Origin of the sequence: Natronolimnobius sp. AArcel1 (assembly GCF_011043775.1) — an archaeon.
In the GTDB taxonomy this organism is placed as follows: Archaea; Halobacteriota; Halobacteria; order Halobacteriales; family Natrialbaceae; genus Natronolimnobius.
Genome location: NZ_JAAKXY010000004.1, coordinates 480,575 through 507,126, shown reverse-complemented (window position 1 = coordinate 507,126; position 26,552 = coordinate 480,575). Strand labels below are relative to the sequence as shown.

The 26,552-nt window shown below is 48.6% G+C and carries 23 protein-coding genes; 12 read left to right on the top strand and 11 right to left on the bottom strand.

What is annotated here, in order from left to right; all coding sequences use genetic code 11:
* The first annotated feature begins 138 nt into the window (after positions 1 to 138).
* From G6M89_RS14860 to G6M89_RS14845, 4 genes are all read left to right on the top strand, one after another.
* Positions 139 to 585, top strand: coding sequence for a DUF927 domain-containing protein (locus tag G6M89_RS14860; protein ID WP_165162603.1), 447 nt, complete (start codon positions 139 to 141; stop codon positions 583 to 585).
* Between the two features lie 580 nt (positions 586 to 1,165).
* Entirely contained in the window at positions 1,166 to 2,179 is a 1,014-nt protein-coding gene (locus G6M89_RS14855; RefSeq protein WP_165162602.1) for a tyrosine-type recombinase/integrase, read from the top strand.
* Between the two features lie 706 nt (positions 2,180 to 2,885).
* Positions 2,886 to 4,511 (top strand): hypothetical protein, encoded by a 1,626-nt coding sequence (locus G6M89_RS14850; RefSeq protein ID WP_165162601.1) that lies wholly within the window; start codon positions 2,886 to 2,888, stop codon positions 4,509 to 4,511.
* An 84-nt stretch (positions 4,512 to 4,595) separates the two neighbouring features.
* A complete protein-coding gene (locus G6M89_RS14845; protein WP_165162600.1) occupies positions 4,596 to 6,440 on the top strand; it encodes a DUF4365 domain-containing protein in 1,845 nt (614 codons plus the stop codon).
* Positions 6,441 to 6,622: 182 nt separating this feature from the next.
* Here G6M89_RS14845 and G6M89_RS14840 read toward each other — a convergent pair whose 3' ends face one another.
* A complete protein-coding gene (locus G6M89_RS14840) occupies positions 6,623 to 10,474 on the bottom strand; it encodes an Eco57I restriction-modification methylase domain-containing protein (RefSeq protein ID WP_241175352.1) in 3,852 nt (1,283 codons plus the stop codon).
* Positions 10,475 to 11,134: 660 nt separating this feature from the next.
* A complete protein-coding gene (locus G6M89_RS14835; protein WP_165162598.1) occupies positions 11,135 to 11,752 on the bottom strand; it encodes a hypothetical protein in 618 nt (205 codons plus the stop codon).
* A 96-nt stretch (positions 11,753 to 11,848) separates the two neighbouring features.
* On the opposite strand from G6M89_RS14835, the gene G6M89_RS14830 reads away from it, so the two are divergent.
* Entirely contained in the window at positions 11,849 to 12,346 is a 498-nt protein-coding gene (locus G6M89_RS14830) for a hypothetical protein (RefSeq protein ID WP_165162597.1), read from the top strand.
* 141 nt (positions 12,347 to 12,487) lie between these two features.
* Here G6M89_RS14830 and G6M89_RS14825 read toward each other — a convergent pair whose 3' ends face one another.
* Positions 12,488 to 12,760, bottom strand: coding sequence for a helix-turn-helix transcriptional regulator (locus tag G6M89_RS14825; RefSeq protein WP_165162596.1), 273 nt, complete (start codon positions 12,758 to 12,760; stop codon positions 12,488 to 12,490).
* A gap of 758 nt (positions 12,761 to 13,518) precedes the next feature.
* The gene (locus G6M89_RS14820) at positions 13,519 to 13,758 is read right to left on the bottom strand and encodes a hypothetical protein (RefSeq protein ID WP_165162595.1); all 240 of its coding nucleotides are present in this window, start codon (positions 13,756 to 13,758) and stop codon (positions 13,519 to 13,521) included.
* A 1,052-nt stretch (positions 13,759 to 14,810) separates the two neighbouring features.
* Between G6M89_RS14820 and G6M89_RS14815 the strand changes: the two genes are divergently transcribed.
* Both G6M89_RS14815 and G6M89_RS14810 read left to right on the top strand, forming a co-directional pair.
* Positions 14,811 to 15,047, top strand: coding sequence for a hypothetical protein (locus tag G6M89_RS14815; RefSeq protein ID WP_165162594.1), 237 nt, complete (start codon positions 14,811 to 14,813; stop codon positions 15,045 to 15,047).
* Entirely contained in the window at positions 15,040 to 15,378 is a 339-nt protein-coding gene (locus tag G6M89_RS14810) for a HalOD1 output domain-containing protein (protein ID WP_165162593.1), read from the top strand. Before G6M89_RS14815 ends, G6M89_RS14810 begins: the two co-directional genes overlap by 8 nt.
* A 127-nt stretch (positions 15,379 to 15,505) precedes the next feature.
* Here G6M89_RS14810 and G6M89_RS14805 read toward each other — a convergent pair whose 3' ends face one another.
* The 3 genes from G6M89_RS14805 to G6M89_RS14795 are packed head-to-tail and all read right to left on the bottom strand — an operon-like array spanning position 15,506 to position 17,626.
* Entirely contained in the window at positions 15,506 to 16,654 is a 1,149-nt protein-coding gene (locus G6M89_RS14805) for a site-specific integrase (protein ID WP_165162592.1), read from the bottom strand.
* Positions 16,647 to 17,114: a hypothetical protein gene (locus G6M89_RS14800; protein ID WP_165162591.1), complete on the bottom strand. Its 468-nt coding sequence runs from the start codon at positions 17,112 to 17,114 to the stop codon at positions 16,647 to 16,649. Before G6M89_RS14800 ends, G6M89_RS14805 begins: the two co-directional genes overlap by 8 nt.
* Positions 17,111 to 17,626 (bottom strand): hypothetical protein, encoded by a 516-nt coding sequence (locus G6M89_RS14795; protein WP_165162590.1) that lies wholly within the window; start codon positions 17,624 to 17,626, stop codon positions 17,111 to 17,113. Before G6M89_RS14795 ends, G6M89_RS14800 begins: the two co-directional genes overlap by 4 nt.
* A gap of 230 nt (positions 17,627 to 17,856) precedes the next feature.
* On the opposite strand from G6M89_RS14795, the gene G6M89_RS14790 reads away from it, so the two are divergent.
* The 5 genes from G6M89_RS14790 (at position 17,857) to G6M89_RS14770 (ending at position 23,247) form a co-directional block, all read left to right on the top strand.
* Complete coding sequence (locus G6M89_RS14790) at positions 17,857 to 19,221, top strand: hypothetical protein (protein ID WP_165162589.1); 1,365 nt, start codon at positions 17,857 to 17,859, stop codon at positions 19,219 to 19,221.
* A gap of 222 nt (positions 19,222 to 19,443) precedes the next feature.
* Complete coding sequence (locus G6M89_RS14785; protein WP_165162588.1) at positions 19,444 to 20,328, top strand: site-specific integrase; 885 nt, start codon at positions 19,444 to 19,446, stop codon at positions 20,326 to 20,328.
* Entirely contained in the window at positions 20,325 to 21,485 is a 1,161-nt protein-coding gene (locus G6M89_RS14780; RefSeq protein ID WP_165162587.1) for a site-specific integrase, read from the top strand. The genes G6M89_RS14785 and G6M89_RS14780 overlap by 4 nt, the downstream gene beginning before the upstream one ends.
* Before the next feature lies 1 nt (position 21,486).
* Positions 21,487 to 21,858, top strand: a complete 372-nt coding sequence (locus G6M89_RS14775) for a GLUG motif-containing protein (protein ID WP_206335564.1) — start codon at positions 21,487 to 21,489, stop codon at positions 21,856 to 21,858.
* A 180-nt stretch (positions 21,859 to 22,038) separates the two neighbouring features.
* Complete coding sequence (locus G6M89_RS14770) at positions 22,039 to 23,247, top strand: hypothetical protein (protein ID WP_165162585.1); 1,209 nt, start codon at positions 22,039 to 22,041, stop codon at positions 23,245 to 23,247.
* 140 nt (positions 23,248 to 23,387) lie between these two features.
* Here G6M89_RS14770 and G6M89_RS14765 read toward each other — a convergent pair whose 3' ends face one another.
* The 4 genes from G6M89_RS14765 to G6M89_RS14750 all read right to left on the bottom strand — a co-directional run bounded on the left by G6M89_RS14765 (position 23,388) and on the right by G6M89_RS14750 (position 26,332).
* On the bottom strand, positions 23,388 to 24,698 hold the full coding sequence (locus tag G6M89_RS14765; RefSeq protein ID WP_165162584.1) for a hypothetical protein: 1,311 nt from the start codon (positions 24,696 to 24,698) through the stop codon (positions 23,388 to 23,390).
* A gap of 70 nt (positions 24,699 to 24,768) precedes the next feature.
* Positions 24,769 to 25,470 carry a DUF4097 family beta strand repeat-containing protein gene (locus G6M89_RS14760; protein WP_165162583.1) on the bottom strand — a complete coding sequence of 234 codons (702 nt, stop codon included), beginning with the start codon at positions 25,468 to 25,470 and terminating at the stop codon, positions 24,769 to 24,771.
* A 146-nt stretch (positions 25,471 to 25,616) separates the two neighbouring features.
* Positions 25,617 to 26,024, bottom strand: coding sequence for a hypothetical protein (locus tag G6M89_RS14755; protein WP_165162582.1), 408 nt, complete (start codon positions 26,022 to 26,024; stop codon positions 25,617 to 25,619).
* A gap of 2 nt (positions 26,025 to 26,026) precedes the next feature.
* Complete coding sequence (locus G6M89_RS14750) at positions 26,027 to 26,332, bottom strand: HalX domain-containing protein (protein ID WP_165162581.1); 306 nt, start codon at positions 26,330 to 26,332, stop codon at positions 26,027 to 26,029.
* Positions 26,333 to 26,552 lie beyond the last annotated feature (220 nt).

Here is a 26,552-nt window from a genome sequence, read left to right as displayed (position 1 = left end):
CGACACATCACGTATTCGCGCGTTGCGTAACTCCGTGATACTCTCCCATACGCTCTGATTTCTCGAGGGGAGCAAGCGCTTGTCGGATTTACGGATATTCAAGACACCCTTTTCCGCTCCGGGAAGTAACACCATGTTATGGAAGCCCTTACCTCGAGTCAGACAGATCAGGAACTGTCAGCAGACACAATCCTCGAGTTGCTCGCCAATCGGCGGCGGCGCTACCTCCTCTACGCGCTTCGTGGCCGCGAAGACCCAATCGAGCTCTCTACGCTCGCTGAACAGGTCGCCGGCTGGGAACACAACGTGCATCCGGACGAGGTCGAGAAAAACGAATACAAGAGTGTCTACGTCTCATCCGTGCAATGCCACGTCCCGAAATTGGCCGACGCAGGCGTTGTCGACCACGACGAGGACAACCACACCGTCGTTCTCGCGGATGCGTTCGAACAACTCGAGCCATATCTCCGAATCGTCATCAAGGACGAACCGGAGAACTCGACGCTTCATGCCGCCTTACAGGCTGACGCCGACGACGGCTTCTTCAGCTCTATCCGTGAGAACGTTGCCCGACTCAAGCACTGACTACCCACGACGAGTGACTCGCCCTCCCAACTAGTGGCTGCTTAGCGCAGGTAATTGGACTCGAGACTCAACGGGCACGGCGACACGCTCACAATCTACGGGCAGACACACCAGTGCGGCGTCTTACGCTTTCCAGCACACGTCGGAACCACTCGTCATTTCTGTACGCGAGACGTTCCACCGCAACGACCAGTAGTGACAGACTGACCGGGACACTTCTAATGGACAGGCTACTCGCTGCTCATTCAGACTCGAGGCGCCTGTCCTCCGTTCTCGAGGTGTGATAGAGTCATTTGCTCACTCTCTTGGAGTGTAGTTCTGTGTAATTGGGTGGGCTCGGGCGGGTTCGAACCTCGCCCAGACGGTCGGGCTCATTTCGTTCGCCCGCTGCGACTGGTCTGGTTCGAACCCGCCGCTCGCGACAGATTTCTGCCGCTCACGAGTTGTTCGCGGCAGAAATATGGGCTCGGGCGGGGCTCGTCCAGAATCCACTGGAGCGCCAGCCATCCGTTATACCAGGATACAGCCGTCAGAACGGCCGGTTAGAAACGCTCGCTTATCGCCTTCGGAGCAATCAACCATGACGGACGACCTCGAACCAATCGATCCACGCACAGCGAAGCAAATGTACCTCGACGCGCGGAGCCACGAGCTTGCCGACTCCACCATCCAATCTCATCGGTACCGGCTGAAGCAATTCGTCCTATGGTGTGAGGAGGAAGACATCGAAAATCTCAACGACTTCTCGGGACGAGATATCCATCGATACAGGGTGAAACGTCGAGAAGAGGACGGGCTGGCTACCGCGACGATGAAAGGTCAGCTCGCTACCCTTAAAACGTTCCTGCGCTTCTTAGCCAGCATCGATGGCGTCAAACCAGGACTCGATGAGAAAATCATTCTCCCGACTCTGACCGAAGAAGATGCACGTGTCGAAATGCTGGATCCAGAACGCGCAGATGCCATCTTTGATCACCTCGAACAATTCCGGTACGCCACGCTGGAACACGCACTTTTGACTGTGCTCTGGCATACTGGTATTCGAATAGGAGCTGCTGTCGGTCTTGATGCGGACGATTACAATTCAGAGGAGCAATATTTGATCCTCAAACATCGTCCAGAGCAGGGGACTTCACTGAAGAACGGAAAAGGGAGTGAGCGCGTGATTGCACTGCAAGATCACGTTTGCACGGTGTTAGATGACTGGCTGGAAGTCAACCACAATGGCCTTGTAGACGAGCATGGCCGTGAGCCGTTGTTCGTCACTCGACAGAACCGATTGAGTCGTAACCGTGGTCGAACAATCGCGTACCAGTACACTCGCCCGTGTGTCTATAGCGACACATGTCCTCATGATCGTGATATCGACGATTGTGAAGCGATTCCTACCTCAAATGTTCATGCCTGTCCATCAGTTCTCAGTCCACATCCGATTCGACGGGGGGCGATCACGTACCATCTGCGAAAAGATACACCCGAGCCCGTGGTCAGCTCGCGCATGGACGTAAGTCCTGACGTCATCGATCTGCACTATGACCAGAGGTCAAGCGTCGATAAAATGCGCCAACGGCGTCGATACCTTCCAGACAGTTAGTGGAGAGCGGTATAGCGTTTCTATGGCGACTGATACGCTAAGGTCGAGAGTGAAGTAGCGATGGACTGATACAGCTTGTCAGTCTATTATGGACCAATGGAGGATATCCCTCAGCCAGCGAGTGATCCATACTCAGTTGGCGATCGGGTGCAGATTTATATCGGTTCTGATGACCCAGATTCCAGGTATCATGGTTTAGTCTGTGAGATTGACGAGGTTTTCACAGATGACCTTGACACAGAAACAGGGCGGTACACTGACGCGTACTCGTATACTCTTCGAGACATAGAAGCAGGTGAAAAGCTTGCAATTTCATTTCGCCATCAAGATTTAGTACCCGTTATCAACTCTTGGTGATCTCCTTTAGTGAATATAAGCATCTTGGGGGATTACAAATGATGGTAGAAAGAAGAACTATTCCATCACCTGAAATTATTCACCAACCGAGTTGGACAGTTGGGTGGATACGTACGCGAGTGGAATGTTCAATGTTTCCTTACTCTCATTGACATCTATGGGTTCGTGGAAACAATCGTATCCCGTCGGTAGGTCAACCCTCACAACTATCAGGACGTTTGACTGGCACGACACTGGATCTGAGGGTTCTTACGTGAGTACCGAACATTTCATCGAAAAATATAGGTTTGGCTGGTGTCAAACCAGGTTCAATTGAATTATGCCCTGTTCTAACTGCGAATCCCTTCTCATGGTCAATCATAGCCGTGAGAAACTTATATGTCCTTTTTGTGCCGACATTGATATTGAGGACCAGGAGGTCATAGACCAGAAAGTGGAAGATGGACTTGAATATTTCCGGGAAGAACGTCTGATGGGTGTGATTGAGGATTACAGCAAAGGCAACCTTCTTCTTTATCTGATAGAACGGCTGAACAAAGTTGCCGATGATTTTCTAAATACACGCCGCCTCAACCTAACCGAATTCTCCTATCTAAACCACTTGATTAAAATCATCTATCCACGATCAGGTTTCGGGGATAACCACCTGGACAGAGGAGATGAACTTGACGATAGTATTGACGTATTGATTAAGACCCAATCTAAACTAGTGAAGAACTTAAAACATTCTGAAGGCGGTTTCAATTATTGTTATCCTCGACCCATTCCAGATGATACACCGTTCTTCGGAGAATACGATCTCTTCAGTACAGAGTATAACTGGGCGTACTATCGTTGCTTGAGAAGCTTAGGCTGCGGTCTAGAGAAGGATGTGAAATTATTCGACAAAGTTCAAAGAGAGTTTAGAGATTTCGACACGCCGGATGGCAGTATGTTTGACTCTCTAGACAACTTCGTGAAAATCAGCTTTGAGTTCATTGTTCAACTCCTTTTTATTGCCTCCGCCGATGATATTGTAGGGAATATCTATTACACCGAACTACCTAACGAAATATCTGTTCTTGACTTATACGAGTTCTTGGAACGGGTCAACAAGCAATTCGAGGATCCTCAGGGAACCCTGATTCTCCAAGACCACACACTGGGCATGGCGTCTGAGGAAGAGGTTGAGGCAATCGGTGAACACATTTTTGGAGATTCATGGACAGAGGTGAAAGAAAAAATCATCATTAGCGAGGATAACCTAGATGCCCATCCGCTGCTCTTCAAGATGGATGTTGAGAAGGTTATTAAAGAACTTCCAGGTCGTGACCCTTTGACTCGGGAAGTGCCTCGTATCATTTATCCCAGATTCTATGATTTGCTGCTCCTCTTCCAGTTATTCCCCTTATTGCAGAACGGGAGTCAACCCAATGGCCATGAATTGCTTTCCGAAGAGAACCAGCGTCGAAGCGAATCGTTCGAGAGGAACTTGTATGAGTATTTGGATTCTCAAGGGTTTGAATGCTATCACAGCGCAGAAATCAGGGGATCTGACCGAGAAGAGATAGACGTTTTACTGGTGAATGAAGCGGAAGACGAACTCTGGTTTATCGAAGCCAAGTTTATTTTACCAGAGACCGACATGAACACCTCAGATGGAATTGAGAACTTGAATAGGAAGTTTGACTTCAAAGTCTTCAACGATGAAGATGGATATCTTGGAGAGCCAACCGGCGATCCGTTCCCTGAAAAAGTGGATGAATGGTTAAGCTTGAGCGACGGAGACGAATTCACATCTCAAACTGGTCCTGATAGCGGGGACCGAGAAGAACACCGTTTCTCAGGTGACTGGCTAAACCTCACCCCTGAGAAGCTAGTGGTCTCAAATTTGACCCCCTCCTATGTGGAGAAGCGGGGAGTGCGGTTCCTTACCGACATGGAGTTTTTGGAGTTCCTAGAAGGCGACAGGACACTATACGAAGTAAGATATTAACACTCAGAAAATACTCATGTGTTCAATTTCCCACTATGCTAATACGAAACACACTATCGGCGTTATCCAAGCGAGGAGAAGATCATGACGAAGCGTGGTGAGAAACACCGTGTCGATACACGAGGAGTCAACCGACTCGAACTCCAACTCGAACAGTATGTTGTCAACGAATATGACAATGATTTCGGGATCGATTTTGAGGTTAACTTTACCGACGATCCCGATGACGATGGGTACCGAGAAATCACCGGAAAGCATTGTTTCATACAGCTAAAGTCCTCGACCGGGTTCAAAAACGAAGACTCTGTCCACATTGATCTAAACACAACCCACCTCACCGATTATTTGGAAAAGCCTATTCCAGTGATTTTAGCGATCTACGACGATGAGCGTGAGGAGATCTACTGGCGTGCCGTTCAAGAATTCGTCTGGGATGAACTCTTACACGAGAATAAAACATGGCGTGAACAATCAACAGTCCGTATCCGAATCAATCGTTCACAGAAACTTACCGACTACGATCGCTTAGAACGAGCAGTCCAGCGAACGCAAAACCGGATCGTTCGTCACCGCTCGCGGAACATGGATATTGGTGAAGGGATTAACTTCACCCCTGATGATTTCACTGAACTGGAACAGCAACGCCGGAACGACCGGTTAAGTTACCGTGGGCTCACGCTCATGAAAGCTCGGAACCATTTGAAGCGCGGTAATTTTGACGAAGCAGACAAAGAGATCCACGAAATTATCAATTCTCAACACACGGACGAAGCTACGGTGAAAGCCTTATTTGTCGAAATTCTTCGTCGAAACCCAGCAGACGGAGATGAGGCTATCGAGATTGCAGAATTGGCGCATGAGGCGAAGGAACTCGCTGCTGATCTTGAGATGGAGACAGATGAGCTTATCGCAACGGTAAACATGCATGTCGGAGGGCTGTTCGTGATACTTTCAAAACGTCGTGAGATGGTGTTCACAGATACAGTGCAAGAAGTTGGCGAGCATAGCGTTAAGGACTACGAGTATCTTCGTGGTATGGAGTCTCGGGAAATGCTTACGAACGAACTCCATGCTACTGGAGAAATCAACCGAACGTTGGCAACACTGCTCGAAAACGAACAGTACTATGCATACGCGGTGTGCTTACCCCGTATCCTCGATTACATTTCAAGTCGAATAATAGTTGAGGCACTATCTCCACGAGAAGACCCAATCGATTTAGAAGAACATCCATTAGTCGATCAAGCGATTCAGCTCGCAGATTATATCCCAGACCCGGAAACAGAGTTCAATTTGCGGAAAAGCGTTGGCGTATATCATTATCATGCTGAAAACCACGGAAAAGCCAAAGAGCACCTCACCGACGCGCATGAGCTTGCGAAAGAACTTGATGACATTGTGCTTATTGAAGATACGGACTATTTGATCGAACGGATTGAAGAGCAGCCGGATCCGTTTGAAACACCTGAGTCAGATGAAGCAGAAGATCTCGGGTTAGAGGAGTTAACACGCGAGGCGCTCCAATTGCAAGGATACGAGGTTGATCCGGATTACGATCCAGAGGAGGGCCCGTACGACCCGATGCAAACAGCGATCCAATATGGAATCGAAGATGCAGATCCAGAGGAGTATTATCGTTATTGCGAGCATCTGCACTTGGCATATGAACCGAGTTATCTCGGTCGATTAACGAACGCAACCTCAATCGGGATCAAAACACTGTGGTGCCAGTATGGCGGCGGGATGATGGGGCCTAGCCTCACACGTCTCTTTGATGAGTTCAAACACGAATACTGTGATGGATGTCCGCATCATTGCCCACGTTCAGACGGGTGGGAGTGCACGGCGGAATTCGCTGAAGAACAAGCGAACGACCCTGATTTTGTTTCATTCCTTGAGTCAAGAGACGACTTTTTCACCGCACCCTAATATGAATATTGGGAGTGGGAACAAAACACGCAGTCGATCACATTCACAATCTGCGTGCACACCACCTCATTTTACACCCATTACTTAATTTGATTTGTTTCTCAAACATTAGTGAACGTAGAATCATGTTGGTATGATACTCGGCAAGAGACGGTCCTCAATATCAGGTAACAACGGCGTCCTCAGTACACTCGGAACGTCTCCAAGTATTCCTCAATCACGTCCTGCTCCTCAGATTTGATGTCGTACATATCGTACACCACGTCGTTAACCATATCTTCCAACTCATCTAGATTGGTCTCATCCACAGTCACCTCATCAGAACGTAGGGCATCCAGCAGTATCTCGACACCCTCATCGCTACGTGGAATCGGGATCGTCATCATCTCACCACTCTTCACATTCCGCCCGCTGACCGCTTCACGGACATACGTTGCTCGGCGTTCCCTCACGCCCTCATCAGGGGAGTACATTGCCGCGTCGGTGATCACATCCGACCGACCAGCCTGTACCGTATATTCGCCATCCTCGTCTTGCTCTACCTTGGCATTCACCGGATAGCGGCGTGTCTGCCATTCGTATGTGATATAATCCAACTCACCATCATACTCGCCAAGGTACGCCTCGGGGAACCGCTCAATCTTACTCTCCGTATCCAACGCTTTCGTGATCATTGAGATATGATTCCGTACCTCAACACGGTCATCTTTATTACCCCAAACAATCGGGAGCGGAGTCAGGTAGTTCGTGGTGTATTTATAGTATCCATCTACCTTCAGTGTCGTGTAGTGCTTGAGGTAGAAGTCCAGCGCGTTCGAGTTCAAGAGTGCAGCGAAAGTATCTGTCCAATCTTTGAACTCATCTTCAAGTTGGATACCGTATGCGGACTTGAAGTACCACGTCCCGACTTCATCAACCATAAACGTCGCTTCTGCTGCGATTTCAGGGCAGATAAGTTTCGGGTCTTCAAACCGCGTCATGCTCTTTGGGTATCCAAATCCGTACCAGTCGTCACGGTCTTTGAACCGGCCGCCTTCGCGGCTCTCTAACGTATCCCGGTGCTCCTCAAAGTAGGCCCACGTCAACGGTAACTCCCTCTCCAACCGCTCTTGGTCGATAAGATTTGATGAGAGGTTCTCTTCGTCGTCGTACTCAAGCGTGTACGGTACGATTGCGTGCTCTCCAGACCAGTCCCCACGCCACCGACTGATGTCACGGCCCTGTAACCACGGGCGGAGTGTATCTGTCTCTATTTCGTACTCTCGGACCTCCCCCTTCGGGACAACGGTCACTGTATCACCAGTGTCGTCAGCAGAGATCCGGTCAGCGTCAACCGGAGTAACGAGGAACACGTCGTTCGCACTGGTTTGTGTTCCAGCAAACACTGAGTCCGTCACGTCGCCCACGGTCGCGTTACTTGCCGCATCCATCTTGTGAATGATCTCCAGCTCTTCCGGTGGCATCAACGACCAATACCCGTCATCTAGATCTCCTTGCGGGTAGTCAAACACGTTAATGAACTCATCCTCATAGCCAGGCTCATCACGGTGGTCGCGGACCGCTTCGATGATTACTGTGTCGAGATCGCGGTTCGTTGGGGCTTTCGTATCACCCTTCACTCGGACACACCGGATCTCGTTCGCTTCACGTACGTCCGGATCTGATTCGTCTTCGAGAATCACGATTGCTGGGTAGTTCTTCGCGTCTTCGAACACACCAGAATCGCGGAAGTCGTATACTTCCTCGATACAGGCCTCATTGAGCAAGACACGTCGCAGACCCTCACCGTAGTCCGTTACCATGAACTGGTTTGGCGTGATGAAGCCGAGCTTTCCAGTACCCTCGCACAGCCAATCAAGACCGCGCTCGTAGAACGGACAGTAAATATCGTAGTTCCCGGTTGTCGAGTCGTACAACTGGTCCATCATCTCCTTTTGTCTATCAGGCAGGTTCTGCGTGCGGACGTACGGCGGGTTCCCCACAACGTAGTCGTACTCCATGTAGTTCTTGACAACGAGTGCGAGTACGGTGTCCTCGAACATCTTGAACAACCGTCCGTCGTTGTGTTCCTCTTTGAGGTAACGGACGTTCTCCAGCATGTCATCTACGTATGGCTCGAAGAACTCCTCAACACCCGCGTAGTCTTGGCGTGTGTAGCGGTTGATGCGCTCTTCAAGCCCGCTCTGGTATGTCCAGTCGAAATCACCGCCGAACTCTTCAGCGAGCGCCATGTGGTCTTTCACCGTGTCAAGCACGCCCTGCAACGCGGCGAAGTATTCCCCAAAGTTCGATACCTTAGTCTGCAACTGAATCGTGTCGAACAACGGCATCCGAACTCGCCGTACGAGGAACCCGTCCTCCGTCTCGGACACTTCATTCTCATCCACTTCAACGGGGAGCGGCACAGGAATCCGAACATCCTGCTCGTCCTCGGTCATCGCGTCGAAGGTCAACTGTCGACTACCATCATTTCCGAGATCAACACCGGTCAGCTCCCGCTCGTTGCGAAGAGTGTCTGTTCGGTAGATCGGAAGACGGCGGATTGTGAAATCAGGGTTCGTCTGCTTAGCTTTCCGGTAAGCAGGCAGGATCGCTACGACGAAACGGATCTGTGCCATGAGCACAGCGAAGGGGTGGATGTCCAGCCCGACGATCCGTGGTCGCGTACACAGGTCACGCAAGTGCTCTTCCCAGTCCGGATTATCGTTGTACCGTTCGACATCTTCGACGTAGCGTTTGACTCCCTCGACAAGGAACGTTCCAGATCCGCAGGACGGGTCAATGAGGCGCTCATTCGACACGCCACGATCGTATCCGACCCCGTCCATTATGTAATCGATGACCGGTTGCGGGGTGTAGAATTCACCCAGCGCTTTCCGGGTTTCCGGGTCGAAGTACCGCTGGTAGAGATCACCGAGCAAGTCGCCTTGGACGTCGCTGAAATCGAATCGGAGAACGTTGAAGAACACTTCTGCGACGGCGCGACTAAACTGGTCACGAGTGGCTTCACTGATACGCTCGACTTCTCCAGTTCCGCGCGCGACAGCTTCGAACTGATTTGCGCCAGTATGGTGCCCACGAGATAGCTGTTCGGTGTAGCCGTCTGTCCACCAGACAAAGATATCGTCCTGGAATAGGCCTTCGACAAGTTGGTCCTGCATATCGTCGATAAGGTTGTCTGCGGCAACTGGGAAGGCGTCTAAGTTGATGCTCATCCCGAATCCTTGGAGGCCGCGGAAGTAGTCATCCATCCCGTTGTATCCGGTGCCAGCGAAGAAATCGTGGTCTTCGGTGGCTTTCGCTAAAAGCAGGCGGGCGAGGAGCGCGTGCCCGCTTTCCAAGCAGAACATAAAATCACGGAGGGACTGTTTTCCGTTGATGAACGGCTGCCATGAAGAGGGGACTTCTTCGGGTTCGCTTGCGTACGTGGCTTCCCAGAAGTCGTACGCACCTTTAACGAACTTCTCTTCGCGTTCATCTCGGAGTTCCCGGAGAAGATCCATCATAGCCGTCACAAGGTCAGCGAACGGACTGCCTTTCTCTAGCCGGAAGGTATCGAAGAAGTGTTCCTGGCCAAGTTTAGCCTGTTTGTCGAGCGGAATCGGATCTAAATCAGAGAGGAAGCGGTTTACATGGTCGGGATTCGTGAGGTCAAATTCGCGCTTCCGGAGTATGCTAGAGAGATTTCTTGCTTCGGAGTCAGTAATCGTGCTGAGGGCTTTCGCTGGAATGACGAAGTTTTGCTCAGCGGTGTATACACGAAGTTCTACGCCATTCGTCAGTACCCCATATTTCGCCCGGAGCTCGTCCATGTAGTGGAAGAGTTGATCCTCGTGTCCACTGAGATCTCGGTTCGGTTTCTTGAATTCAAAAACGCCAGTTACAGACTCGTTGGTATCCAGTGTGATATAGTCCGGCCGACGGTTGTCGGGCAACGTGAATTCACTTCGGATGTCGGTTCCCGTACCCTCATAGCCCAGGACATCGTAAAACCCAGATTCAAGGAAGATATTCTCCACGTCGCGCTCACTCATCTCATCAGAAATTCGGTCGTCAATCGTCTGGAGAGCGTCTTGGAGATCCGATGAAGATGTCATGCATTCTCTTATTCACAAAGGGACCATAAATCTCTGGAAAGTGAACCAAATACGCCCAGTCTTCTAAACTCTGATTCGGAGGAGACCTGTGGTTATCAGTAGATAGTAGCACGGTTTCTTTATTCAGAATTACGACTGAAAATGAATTGGGCAGTCGGTAACTACGTGTGCATACTGATTAATCGTCGTCAGTAGCTTCGTCAAAATCTTCTTCGTCTACTCGGGAGAACGATTCTCCACCGCATCTGCAACCATTTCGAGCCCCAAGCGGAAGAATTTCCCCATCATCAGTGATTGTAGCTGAATATGCGTTTCCGCATTGGTCGCAAGTAGCAAGGAAATTTCGCTCTTTCTCCATACGTATCTCTGACCACACCAAACCATTTGAATCTAACAGGGAGATGGAGTCTTCTCCAACTAATCACTGCATCTCCTGTACTTACCGTTCGGCGAAAAACCGATGGGTGGGTATACGAACTTTTCTATGACACTCCCACAGAGTATTTGTCACCATTGCCATATCGTACGGCATCTCTGAACTGGTATTCGGTAGCTTGCCAGGCCACTGCAAAATATGGAGCGAATTGTAAGGATGGGTTAGTTGTGGAGAGTTTGCTTGACGGTGTTCATAACGAGGGTCTGGAGTTCGTCAGGATCGATCCAGGTGGCGAGATGATCGTTCTCATCCATGATGTCGAATAAGGTGGCTATCATGGCGTCGTATTTTTCGTATTCGAGGTCGGAGTCAATTGCCAGGGTGGTGTAGTCGCGTTTGAATATGAAGGTGGTTTCGAGTGGAACTTCGCCCAGCTCTAGTTCGTGGCCGCCGTCGTTATCTTCGGCTATAAGGAGAGTGTAGTCTGCACCGATGAGTGTGTAGCGGAACTTGAGGTAGAAGTTCGACCAGTGCTCGTTGGTTTCGTCGAGATCTTCGAGTAGGATTGCGCTGGCGAGGAGCGGACTGTCGTTGATGTTATCGCGGGTGTTTTCGAGGCGATCTTTCGGGCCGTTGCGGTCGCCTGGGGGCGTATCGTAGTTACCGAGGATGAGATAGATGGTGTCGGAGGCAGCTTTCAATTCGAGTTCGGTGAAGAGTGTGAGGGCGTTGTCGTGGATGGTTTGGATTTCGGGGCCGGTTAGACCGCTGTAGATGAAGTCCGCATCTTCGAGGCGCGGGGTACCCTGAATGTGTGGTGGAGCGTCCGTATTTGCCATGGTTGTGGGATGTTTGACTGAGGGTTTATACGTTGAGAAACATGGTTATCGATGATCGTCGCAAAACATATGGGGCTGGGAGTCGAACTTCTGGATATGTCCCAGGATGTTTCCTCGTCTGCGGCGTATCTCGGCGGCGAAGACGGGTCAGGACAGGTGGTGGAACACAACGTGGATCCCGACCGTCTCGCTGACCTGCGGGCAATCCTGACAGAGCCGAAAGCCCGACTCCTTCAGCAAATCCTGGCAAGTCAGACAGGCGCGTTAAGTGCCGTTGAGTTGGCTGCACGGAACGAGATCACCGAGAGCACGATCCGTGACCACTTGCGCAATCTCCAGAACCGAGACCCTAAAATTGTGACCGTTCTTGAGGCCGATGCCTCACCAGTTCCCAATGGGATCCCGCGGAAATATTACGCGGTCACTGAGTATGGGATTGGCCTGTTGAAACAGGTGAATCTCTACGATCAGATCGGGATTCTCTATGACATGTACGAGGCCGCCGAGTTGGAGCTCCCCGACATCGGTAAGCGCCCAGTCACAATTGAAGAGATCGAGTGGTACGAGCATCGCCCGTCTCCTGACTGGCTATGATTTTCACACACTGTCATACCCATATAAGCCGATTGAGTACTACGTTCAGGGAGTCTCGTTACCTGGGCGACAATCGATACCTCTGCTTACTGGCAAAAACTAAACTCACAGGGAGACTGAGGTACGAAAACACAAGGAAGGCTAATCAACGTACTGTGACTCCCACTCTCGTCGTTCCTCGATAACTTCCTCACCCGTGTCGTTGAGATTATAATAGTTGGTCCGTCGGTCGAGTTTGCCCTTCTCGACGAGGTCCTTATTGACCAAGGTGTCGAGGTTCGGATAGAGCCGCCCATGGTTGATTTCACTGCTGTAGTACTGTTCAACCTCCTCTTTGACGTCTTGGCCTGATGGTTGCTCGGCCCCCGCGATGACGTACAATAAATCGCGTTGGAATCCTGTGAGTTCGTCCATCTCAAAGGCCATTTCATTGATTGTGGTATTTGTTATCTCTCCCGTATCCGGCTGTAAGTTTACGTAACCGACGAGTAAAGGTGACACACATATTGCAGGGCGAATGTAGATTTATGTATTAGTATGGTGAATTGATGACGAAGGGTTCGGTGGTTCACAACCTGTCACACGCTCCCACCCCCTTCGGCTCAACTGGAAAGTAATATTATCCGTCCAGAAGTGTTTCCCATGTCTCTGTGCATTCTTCACAGAGATACCCAGAAAACCCGTCTACGTCGTAGCGTTTGACGGTGGTATCTTCTCCACAACGCTCACAGTTCATGAGCTATGATTGAACAGATTGATACTAAATACCCATGCTTAATTCACACAGATAGTTACCAGTTTAGGATATTGGATAGTCACCAACGATATTTGCATGGGCGTTGTCGGCCCGATTACCTCGACTGAGTAACAACCGAACTTGAGAAGAGACAGTTGCTGTCAGTTCTGATTGTAATGCCGGTTATCTAGCTACCCGGTTTCCTGATGGTAAAGTAAGACGTAAAGGTAGTTATTCGTACTGTCGGTGTGGAAGCAAATCGCTCGTCGAAATTGAAAGTGAACAGTAAGCACGTAGAGTGAGCAGTAGTTTCACGAGGTAGATATCTAATGAGAAAGGTGATAGCCTAGCGGACAATGTATTATTGTTCACATATTATGTCCGAAACAGACGTGTTCTATCCTATGATACGCACCGATGATTGACAGCTCTGGAATTATCCATATCGATTCCTCAAACCCTCTGGATACCACCAAACAGCAGCTGTCTCACCGACCTTTTTTAACTCTAACTCATCAGCTTCAGAAAGTTGTTGAAGTCTGCTATAGGTTCCTCGTCTACCAAGATCAATCTCTTCTGCCACCTCACTAGTTGTGAGTACAGGATCAGAAGCTTCCTCAAATACTCGAAGAATTTCGGAGTCAGAGACTGTAGGTTTTCGACCCGGTCCTGCCATTATCCAAATCGTGCCAAGCCAAAGGAATAGCAATTCTCCACCACAGAGGAATTAATTCCTCAGTAAGAACTAAATAGGTGGGTGTGAACGGTTCTCGCATATGGGAGGGATTGACTGCTTGTTTGTGCGGGGTCAGAAGGAGGGGGAACATAGCAACAGAGGTGCCAAAAATGGATGACCCAGACTACTTTCGAAATCATCATACTGGATCATCAGCGTCAACTATCCATCACGTCCTTCGGTCATCGAGACGAAGACTTACAATTCTCCTTTTAGGTGACCGGGAGTTTGGGGTGGTTCCAAGTAATGACGGTACAGACAATTCTCAACCCAGCCGCAAAGATGGACCGGCTGAGGTAACAGTTCGAGAACTTGCACGCGAAATCGTAATGATAGAACAAGGAGTCCCGAAAGATCACGCCACCGGGGATTCCTACCACAATGTCTACAACTCGCTCATTCAAACACACTTGCCCCGACTATACGATGTGAGCGCAATCAACTATGATTCTGATCGAAAAATCGTAACACCAGGGCAAAATTTGAAGCCACTCGTTGCGATCGTACAGACCACGTCACCGCTCGTTCAAACGTTTTTCTGCAAGTCAATCGTGGAACATTATTCTGGGGGAGCGGTGTCACCGGATAACTCAATTACCGATTGACCAAAAAGCACCTCTCCAAACATAGTGATACCCGATGAGCAAATACCAGTACAAAGAAGTTCCATTGAACAAACCAGGTCCCATTTATCAGGTGAAGAGCTCGACAGCATTTTGTAATAGAACACAATGCGCTCATCGACCTCAGGGAGGCGATCAAAGCAGGAATCGGGTGTTTTGATTCATGCCATTGGTACTAACATCTAAATGTAGTAGTTGTGGAACGACTTTAAGATGGGTTTATGACGAGGGAAGTGTGTATCCATCTCATTTATTCGGATGTCCCGGTGAAGGCTGTATCGCCCTTCAGGAACTCCAAATAGATGAACTCACTAGGGAAGAGATCGCGGAATTCGGTTGGGAACACCTGAATTTGGATTGGTGATCAAAATGGGAGAACACTACCACAACGAGGACGACACAACATCAATCAAAGATAATTACGAGGAACGGGGTGACTCATGGAGAAGTCAGATGATTCGAGATGCGGCAGGTAACCCATTAGGTGTAGGAATGTTTCTCACTGCTGAGGATTTGGAGGAGCTGGGGGTAAATACTGAATCTAGTGAGGAAGTTCACTACAGAATCGTTGAAGGGGGGTTCATTAAGGTGAGTGAAAATGATTGATGACGAGAAGTCGTCGATAGAGGGTGATTGGTGCGAATGTGGATTTCAGGATAGTGGGGAATGCTTAGCTCAAAAGCGATACTCTATCAAGAATGATGATAGCCTTACAACTGCGATCTGTGACGCTATTGCCGAAGCCAAGGATACATCAATTTCAGAAATAGTGGAACCACCATTATACGATTCCATTGATGTTGAAGCGCTCCAACTGCTTTTGTTTGGTGATTCACGAGACCAGTATTCCGTTGGTACTGCTGAAGTTGTTGTATTCACTCACACAGATAATCAAGTGGTAGTCAACAGTAACGGATTAATCTGCATCCACGAGTAGGTTTTAATTATAATAACTGATTGTTGATGGAACGAATTTCGATTGCTAGCACTTTCGGGAATTCACGGGACAAAGACTAGAATTTGCTAGCAGAACAGATCAAAATGGCACTCACTCCTAAATTGGATCAGATCCCAAACTTGTAAATATTCCTAAGATATTCATCTTTCACATCCGGGAAATGTGTGTGTATATATGTATACATAATGTCTGGCGACCCTCCATCTAAATCCCCATTCTTATCTCCCCTCATATATTTCAAGTATTCTTCGTTGGTGTCTATTTGAGTCTTCCAGTACGTGCTGAAATAGTGCCGTGCGAAGTGTGATGTCACTCCACGGTACAGTTCTGTTTCAGCATATTCTGGTTGAAAGTGGTTCTTCCAAAATCGTTCATTTGCGTACCCAGTAGTTATCTTCCCACATGTGGCGGGATTGAGAAAGAGCCAGGGTTCCTCAACTGGCGGACGTAGGCGAAGATATTTTACAAGCAACCGATTCAATTCATTATCAATTGGTAAAACGATCGGTCGTTTAGATTTTCCACCTTCACGCTCTTGGAATGGTGCATAATAGATCGCGTCCTCTTTGACATCCCTCAATCGAGGGTGCGTACCAAGTTCAGGGTACAGTTTGTTCAACCCGTCATGATTAAGCTGGATATCCCGCAACTGTAAATTAGAGGTCTGCCCGGCTCTTGATCCGTGTTTCAACTGGCAAACGATGAACGCCCTGTGAAGTGTGTTCTTTATTTGCCTGATTCGGTGGGATAATTCTTCAATTGGTATCCGAGGAGGGGTCTTTTGGATGCTTTTTGAATTTCTCTGAATTGCATCCTTCTTGAATCCGCGAGCTATTGTAGCTGGATTATACTTATTTTCGCCCTCCGGTGGGTGCGGCATCTTAGGGTGGTTCGACCAATAGTCAAACATGCTTTCAATCTCAGAAATTTTAAGGTTGATCGTATGTGGTTGGTGTCCTTTTCTAATCTCTTTGTTTATAAACTGAGAGATATGGTGAGAGTTTGCACAAGCTGGATGCCTTTCATATTGCTCCATATGTTCCAAGTACTCCTCTATTCTCGAAATTTTCCTTCTATTAGCCTTGTCAGTGTTGTTCATTTGTGAAACCACAACCTCACAGTAAATTTCAACAGGATCCTGATCAATCTGCTTGAACTGCTGATCGTACTTCTTCAATGAATCCACATCCTGATTGAATTCATCACCTATTTCGTCGAACGCCGATAGTTGATCAACTACGTCCTCATCATTCACCATCCTTCTCACCCCCAACGCGGCAATTCCAGACAGATTTAGCAACTTCGTAGTCACGAACCGCAAATTGAACAGGGTTATAGCAATGAGGATAATCGATATGCCATTTCATGTACCTATAGAAACGATTTATATGTGATAGGTAGTTGTCTTTCACAGTGGTTCTTTTTGCATTCTTGACGAGTGATATACACCATTCATTTATCACGTGCGGTGCAGCCAATGCTGGATGACAATCATTCTGTTTACAGACTTCTTTCCAAGTTTGAAATGCCCTATCGACCTGATTTACGAATTTCTCGTGGTAGTCCCCATCACCGTATTTATATGACAGATATTCATTCACTACGTCCCTGCCTCTAAATTCCATCTCAAAGGTATCAAGCCTTTTGTCATCAGGAATTTCGGATAGAGAGTCATACACAGATGCGAAGTCTTTGTGCTTATGAGTAGTAGTCATTCGTCCACCTCCACAGATTCAGGCGGAAACCACTTTCCATTCTGCTTCCTGAACTCAGATGTCTCCAAACTCTCAAGGTAACTATCGACAAACAATACCGGATTTTCCATCACGAAATTTATGATCTCACGACGATCAATACCAGGGTTCTCGATAATTAGTTCCTTCACTCGACCGAGTCCAACCTGGAAATCCCCGCGCTCTTTCCGCTGTAGTTTCTCGTAAAGATCATCACGCTCAGATCGGACCTCCTGCAACTCTGACCGTAGATCAACGATCTCAGACGGCGACTCGTCTTCTAGCTCGATATCATTCAATCCTGCCTCAACCATCGTAGCGATCAGCGTACTGATCGACTGGTCACGATTCTCTGCCTCTCCCTTCCATTTCTCATACTGGATTCGAGGAACATACGATGTTGCTGGAACCTTCTCTAACGCATCCTTCTCTGAGTCTTCGCTGCTGCTCGACGCGATCGATTTATCTCTATTACTATTCGAAAGGTTACTCATTGATCCCACCTCGAACGCCACAAAACTGCTCTGAGTGCATGCGGGCGCGTTCACGTCCGCGTAGCATGGTCAATCGGTGCTTGAGATTTACCAGGGCGCGCTGGACCGCCCAGCGCACGTCAGCATTGTCGATGCAATTGGGCTTCGACATAGCACCTAAAACTTGACGTGGTGATTTTCTGGATACTCCGCAAAAGTACTATTTCACAGCTATATAAATACCCCATAGCATGGCACAGGACCCTGGATCAAGAACTGAAGCAGAACGCTACAACCTAGCCGAAGCACAACTCCACTACGCTATCGAAGGCGAGATTGGTGACTTCAAATACAAGAATCCGGATCCGCTTATCAAAGCGATCGAAACCGCCGTCCAAAAACTCCCTTCACGAATACAATACCTCGTCGAAGACCTCTCAATTCTCCACCAACAGGGATATCTTGACGATGGCACACGCGAAGCAATTCACGAGGAATACGATGTTGAAGAGCCCATAGACATTGCTGAGGAATTGATCCAGATAGAGCGCAAAGACCCACTGTATCACCCGCCGCTAGCCGTGTCTGGCGTCACAAGGGACACGTTCAATACGATGGAACTCGGTGTCCATCTCGGTCATATTCTTCATACTATCGACGAAAACAGCGAGACTGATCTTCATCACCCAGCACTCATGTGCGGGTTCATGTTAGGGCTTGCCGGGAAGTGGTTTGATGACAAACACGGCGTCGATCAAATCGGATTATGGATGAAACAGCTCAATGGGCCATTGAGCGAAGAGATGAACAACATTGAGACGACGCAGAAGAAATTATTAAAAGCTGTAGACAGAACCACAGAGGAGATCGGACTTCACGGTGAAATTGCATCGCGCTTACGCAAAACCGGTTTCGAACCTGTATTGCCACTTGTCGTGGAAGTGTATCATGAGATTGCATCGGAGGTTTACGATGAAATCGGAGATTCTACGTTCATTGCTCCAAGTGATATTGAAAACCTCCCCCTCGACGATTTGATCTATCCAGTGGTAGCTGATCTCAAAGCGAGTGACCGTATCTCGAAAGCTGAAGCATTGGCTGAAGCTGTTCTCACTGATGTCGAGGTGTTAGCTGAGAAAACGTGGAAACAGGATATGTGTGAAATAGATGTTCTCGCCGCTAACTGGCTTCCAACCACGAGTCTGACAACAGATACAGACAGCTCTATTAAATTATTGAACGATAAGTTCCAGAGAGCCAGTACAAATATAGAAGGGAAGCATTTGAACGATCTTTCTGGAGTTGGGACGTCACCGGAGCCTTGGGATGACTATCCGTTGGTGAAGGAGACATCAGGGGAGCTAACGTATTATGGTGATTTCTTAGGTCATATCGTTGCAGGGTGGAAGTTGACGTATATTGACTACCCATTAGTAGAACAAATCGACACAGAGGAATTGCACGTATTCTATCCAGATGAAGAACGATTAGTGTACGTTCCAGATGAGGTCGATGCGCTCACAGCGTGTTACGCATTCGCTCTTGACCATCTTGATGGACGCCAGGATTACAACAAGCTATTCGAAAACGCCTACGATCAACGTTTGAATTCGTGAACTAGCTCGGGCTTGATGCGAGTACCTCGCGCCCGATGGCACAGTGTGAAGCACGACACTGTTTGGGTTCATCAGGACGATGGTATCACGGGTATGTCCGGCTAATCCTCGGGAAGCCATGAGCCATCATGCTCGTAGCAGTTCACGAGGGGTTTTTATATAGCAGTGAAAAACCAGTTTTTCGATTATTCCAGGGAAACATCACTTGTATAAATATGGCGAATGCAACTTCGAACAGAGGTTTCGACCTACCTCAGCCAAATACCCACGTCCACAGCACTTAGCACATACCAGTCCCATCAAAGCACAACCTTAGCGTTCCAATCCTGGCTGATAAACCAGCAGCACAACCCACCACAGCTCACCGCGAAAATCGTCGCAGAATACGCAACTTACCAACTGGAACGTGGGTACGAACCCAAAACTATCACCGGGCAAGCCTGCACGTTAGCTAACCTCCTCGCGGTTATACACAAATCCGATCCAAGCCACGAGAAGGCACGCATAGCACACCACATCCCCGATGATGCCGACATGGCCACTCAGGTCAAAATGCAACTCGCAGGAACGCTCCTCCAGGAAAAAAGTCCAAACGGCGTCTCTGAGGAAGACGTTGAAGCTTTTCTCAACTATCTACAACGCTCTGAATACGGCACGCGAACGCACGTGTATGCTGCACTCCTCTACTACACAGGATCGAATCCAGCACCACTTCAAGAACTCAACTGTAACGACATCAGCATCGAAAGCAAGACGGTAACTCTCAATCTTCCGGAGACGCACCTTCCAGTCTCAACAGGCATACACACCACACGAACTGCAAGTATACCAGCCAACGTCGCGGAATCGATAAGCACATACCTGGAACACGAACGAGACACCTCATCTGAACAGCAGAACAAACCATTATTCACAACACCACACGGTCGAGCCTCATCATCGACGCTTCGACGTTCTGTGAAACGCGCGAGTAGCGACCTCTCCCTATGGCCCCGTGAACCTGATCGACCAGCCCGAACATCCGAACAGGGCAGTGATTCGGAGACAGTGATTCTTCCAAGCGATATCCAGTGGGCCGGAATCTCGAAAACTCTCAACGAACAATGAGCCTCTCACTCCCAGAAACCCTAGCGCAAATCGATGACCCAGAAACCATTCAGGATATCCTCAATAGCGTCGGCGTTGAGGTCCTTTCAGAGTCTGATGACAAAACGCCGTCTTCCCCCACACTTGAGGATCTGTATGAACGATATCTCTCACGGAGAGAGAATCGAAGTCCGGCAACTCGTGCACAATATAAACGAACCATCCCCGAGTTCATCGCCTTCTCAAAAGCGCAAGGAGTGACGATTCCATCAGGTCTGTCAATAGAACTGGTAGATAGGTATGTGGATGAGGTCAAGCAGAAACACGAAGCTGACGCAACCCAGCTCACATATACAAAAAATGTGCGAAGCTGGCTTCGGTGGCTATCCAAACGACAATACTGTGATGAAGCCGTTTACAGGGTTCTCGATAAAGACGAATTAAATCTTGACCCGACGGTACGTGACGAAGCAATTCCGGAATCAGTCGCACGACACATCATCGAACGGCTTGGTGAACAGCGCTACGGATCGAAAATGCATGCTATCATAGAAGTTGGTTTCAATGGTGGCCTTCGGATCGGTGATCTTCACTCACTCGATGTAAAGGATTTTAGATCGGATGAAAATACGATTGTCCTTAGACACCGGCCAGATACAGGGACTCGATTGAAAAACGGTGAGGTGCAGGATAATACACCTGGAGATGGTGAACGAGACGTCATCGTCAAAGATCGAGTCATTGACGCCATTCAATGGTACATCGATAACGTACGCCCTGATGTAACTGATGAATACAGTCGTTCGCCCCTGTTTGCCACAAAGCAGGGTCGAGCGTCTAAATCCACGCTTCGTAGGTGGATCTATGAAGCGACAAGTTGCCGCTGGGCACCTGATGAATCAGAAATAAATTATGATTCCGTAAGAAGAAATAAACCAATCACTTGTGATGGGGGGTGTGATCCGGATTTGAACGTTTGTCCGTACTCATATTGCCCGCACGCGATTCGTCGGGGAGCGATCGTGAATCATCTCAGTAATGGATTATACCCTTCTCGCGCAAGTGAACGGTTTGACGTTTCGATCCCGGTACTCAAAAAGCACTACGATCCGCGAACAAAGCGAAAACAGAAAATGGATCGGTCCGATGCAGTCCAGAATGCCTGGTCAGTCTGGTGATGTGCCTGGTGACGAAATGGTTGGTGGATTTGTCGGGTTGAATAGTGATAGTGGAGAGGTTGTAGAGTCTTACGCGACTGGTGACGTAGAAGGCGATTCTCAGACCGGCGGGCTTGTCGGACAACTAGGAATAGACAATAGTATAGCAGAGTCTGGCCCAGTATTGCGTGATTCGTACGTGGTAGATGATGCTGGTCTTGATAGTGAGGATACAGTGATTGGTGAGATTGTTGAAGGTGATGGTGATGGTGATGTGGTTATTGAACACGGTGAGGAAACACTGGCTGATGATGGTGAGACGTTCGTCGAAGATATCGAACAAGAGTTGATTGACGAGTTTATTCGAAGTGAAGGTGAACTACCCAGTAGTTAAGCCGAACATTCTTTGAGCGTATCGCCTCGGGTTGAACCCGAGTCAATTTATTGTTTTTTCCCAACTTATCTGGGCAGTAGTTGTGACTCACTCAAAACTAACCGGAAATGCGGATTTCATGCTTCACAACGGCTCTACCTGCAAAGCTTTAAACTCGAACGAACCCTATCACGTATCAGAATGATTGATGATCTTGACTCGATTGATGACCTCAAAGATGTGGCCACATCACGTCGAAGCATCCTAGTAGCAACAGGAGGCGTCGGTGCGGTCAGTGGGCTAGGTCTTGGATATATTTTGTTCTCTGGAAATGGTGATGAACCAGATCAAAGGGTGGGAGCCAATGATAGTCCGACGATGTATGCTGTAACAGATCTACCTACATCGTTTACTGTCAGATCAATCGATACCGAATCGGAGGGAGTGACTATCAGTGGGAGTGATATGAGTTTGCAGGTGCTTTACACCGGGTTTGATTCCGGGGAAGTTGATGATGTCGATGAATTTAATGTGTCTATCGCGGTGAAACCAGACTTTGCTTCTGAAGCGGAGACGCTCGTGTCTGGTTCATTTGGAGTTGAAGACACACCGTCTGATTCCCTGTTCTATGACTTAGACGCTGATGTGTTCGACTCGAATACGATCGATTTAGCTGCTCACAGCGGAGTGTCAGACGATTACGCTGAGTTTGCTCCTGAGGAGGGAGAAGATCAGCAAACCACTGCGGTCGAGTTTGAGATTACCGTGGAGTCACAGTCGTTTGATTTGACTTCGACTGCAACGTACGCGTCTTTAGTGACGGCAACTCGCGGTCAGCGTCTCTCAGCTGGTTTTGACACGTTCTGGGACGGGTTTGTGGCGGAGACGGATCATACTGGTTTGTCTGCGATGTATTTTGATGGGGAGGAAACCGAATTCGAAATTGAGTACGAAGGTTTCGATGATGTGAGTGATGATGATCCGGATACGTTCACTATTTCGGTATTTGCTCGTCCGGAGTTTGCTGATGAGAAGGAGTTGATCGGTTCAACTTCGATCGAATCCAGCGAAGAGTCAAATGAGAGTCTATCGGGAACATTTGCTGGTGAGGAATTAGATCTTGCTAATCATTCAGAGGTGTCGTCTGATTTCGGGGAATTCGAACCATCTGATGACGATGTGACGGTTACACTTCTGGAAATCGAGATCAGAGTTGAATCAGAACAATATGACCTCTCGTATGCTCAAAGTCTGAGCAATTTTTTACTAAGCTCTAAATCAGAATCAAGTTCGAACGGAAATGGAGATGATGACGACAATGGCGAGGATGGCGATGATGATCCAACTCCTTCGGCCGAAATAATAATTGAAGGAACAGCAGGAGGAACACCAACCAATAATCCCCAGTGAAGTGTCCCGCGCCACACTACTCGGGTGCGTCTGTGTTTACTCCTGCACTGCCGGAGCAAAGCACTTTCATTCGTCTTGTACTCATCTCTGAAGGTTGTGCACCGACATTACACGCCGATAGAAACTATTGGGACCTTCTATCAGTCTGTTAATGGTTCAAATGGTTTGCCAACTAGCTGAAGGCTAACTTTAGCGTTCTTTCCATCCCCACCATCTTCAACATCATCTGTATCCATTCCTGCGCCCGATTCACTGTCTAGCTCCTCGATCTCTAATTCACCAACTTTTGTTGGAGAGAACTGTCCAAGTGTCTGACCGCCGTCGGATCCGCTATCACCACTACTAACCAGACTTGTCGGTGCATCCCCACCTGCACCACCAATTTCTTCACCTCCTACTGGCCCATCCCCAGGGTCTCCGTCATTACTGGAACCGGATGCACCATCTCCTCCCTGACCATTTCGCCCTCCTCCTCCACCCCCAGATGAACGACCTAAATCAAGTAATCCAGTCGCTGCACTTCCGCCCCCACCACCATCAGCAATAGCTATGCTCTCTTGTAATAATACATTTTCATCTTCTTCTGAGTCTTCAATTTCAGTTGTTGTCACCGCGCTACACCCGCCTCCAGAGCCTCCAGCAAACCTACTGTCTCCACCAGCTCCGCCAGAATATAGTCCATCAGTTTGATCGCCAGGATCGTCTTCACCCGTAGGTGCTTTCCCACCTTCACCAACCCACACATTCAGTTTGTCAATCTGACTAATGTTTGCTCTTGCCCTGATATAACCACCATTCCCCCCATCCCCACCAGAGGATTCGAGTAAACCCGTTCCAAGAATGCCAGATCCTGCACCTCGACCTCCTGCTGCACCTTCAATTGTAGCGGTTACTTCTGAGTAGTCTTCAACGTCAACTTCGTAAGGCTCATCAGATGGATCTTCAAAAGTCTCTTCATCTACATTTGCAACAAACACTGAAAAGGTAAATTCATCTTTGTAGAATACTGTAACATTATTGCCCTCCTCCCCCTGACCCTGTTTAATTTCAATAGAGATTGTGACTTCTGTTTCAGTCACGTCACCATCATCAGCAGCATCGAACGTGTCCGGGCTTATAAAATCAGTTATGTGTAGTTCTGCATCCTCTTCCTCCTCGAAAACCTCGTCAAAGGAAAATTCTTCATGTGGTTGAGTGAGCTCAAGATTCGTTTCGTAAAGTTCTGCACTTGTGCCACCTGCTTCTGCGTTAATGGTTAATTCCAGATCGCCTTCTCGCGGTGTCAGGTTTTCACACACCACATCAAATTGATCGAAGGTAACGGTGAGAGAGTCCAATTCACCTTCTGCATCTCGAATATACACATCGTCTAAATCACCGCTTTCAGTGCTGATTTCACTAGCGACTACACTGTCAGAGCCAATCGTGGTTGCAACTATACCGCCAGTCATAACGGCTCCAAACCCACCTAAATACGCTCGACGTGAATAACGCATATGATCTACTAATCAGGGTCCCAAGTTAGTCTCCGTTTTCAGGACCGTGGACAGGCTCCGCACCAGTTTCGCCGTCAATTGTCACATCAACTTCCCCATCGAAGTTATCCACTGTGAGCGAGAACTCAGCCGTTTCATCGCTAACTGAGATGTCTTCATCTCCTCCAGTATACTCTACCTCGGTCCGGATAGTGAACTCGTACGTCTCTTCCTCACCTTCGTCAACATCCAGTTCTGAAGCCTCTACAACCGGGTCCTCTGCTTCTAAATCATCATCGTCAGTAAGATCGTACGTCTCACCCACAATCGCTTCAGGACTTACCTCTCCGTGCGGTGTCTCATCCACCTCTACAGTCTCATTATCCAGTTCAACTTCTCCATCTTCATCAAATTCTCCCCAGAGCGTGACATCGAATTCACCGTCGTCGCTGCTGAAATTCGAATAATCGATTTCGTACTCTGTGATTTCAACGGTGACTTCGTCTACTTGACCGTCTGCCGTGTCAAGCTCGACGTCGTCGAGTTCGAATTCGTTGATTTCTGCTGCGGCTGCTTGATCAGCGAAGAAGGCGAAGTACCCGCCTGCTCCTAATCCGAGGGTAGCTGTGAATACACCAGCTCGTTTCAGCGTGGATCTCCGAGAGAGGAGTGGTGCTGTTGCTTTGTTTGCAAGTCTGGTGTTCTGAGTGGATTCCTTAGTAGGCGCGGTTTCCCCTGATTCTCCCATTACTAACATAGTTGGAATCACGACTTATAAGTTGAGTGTCACTTCAAAGTAAGCCAGGACTCACCTTCACGAAAGTAGCCCACTCCATGCGATTGGAACACAAATGACTGTCAAATACAAACACCAACACCAACATCATTCGGCCACTAGAATGCAGATGCAATGACCACTGTATTCCACGCAGTTGCCACAATACCAACAAGCGCCAGTCCTATGGGAACGCCAACGTGATGCGGCTCAGGGATGCGTTCTGCAATTGCAAAAACCAGGCTAGTGAACCCAATCTTGAATAAGATCATTCCTAATACACCAAATTCAGCTACCACAATACGTCCAACAGGACCGACCTCAATGACTCCTGGAATCTGAAGCCCGATCGTTGTCGTCAAAAGATCACCCACGACCCAAAATGCCAGGACAACCATCCACAGTGGGTATTCGTTCCTGAGAAGTGCCTGGACGATGGCGCGATCCGTCCTCGAAACCTGTAATCCCGATTCCCCTGGGGAATGTTGGTTAATTCGACGAAGCTTGTCTGTAAATGTTGAATCCATAGTTAGTTAACTGAGGGTCGTACGAGTCGAGAACCAGAGCTTGCGTCGCGGAACAATGCGGTGAAGTCTTTCTTTTCAAGATCCTTCTCAAGTTCGTCTGCAAGGGATTCGAGAGAAGACTGGTGTTGCTGTAATACGCGGTACGAATCAGATTTCTCTATTTCCTCATCGTTGAGTTCCTTTCGGAGAAGTGCTTTCGTGTGGAGTACCCGCCAAAGATCATCAATTACCGACTCGTACACCTGCCGAGTACAGACTTGCTCAACGGTTTCTTCGATTTTCCCAGGCGTGATTGGCCTTGTTGACATCCTCCTCCGCGTGAACGCGGAGGAATCCTGAGCGTTGGAGATTTCAGGTTTAACAGCCCCACCGAGCATCCAAACAGTACGAATCTGTGGAGATGCTCGTGGTCTGTGGCGGGTGGGACTGCTGGGAGTGCCAAGCCCCCGGTACTCCTATCCTCCATCGTGTTCGGACTCCCAGAGTTGTTTTTGCCTCAGGGAGTCCGGCAGACTTCGACGGACTCGG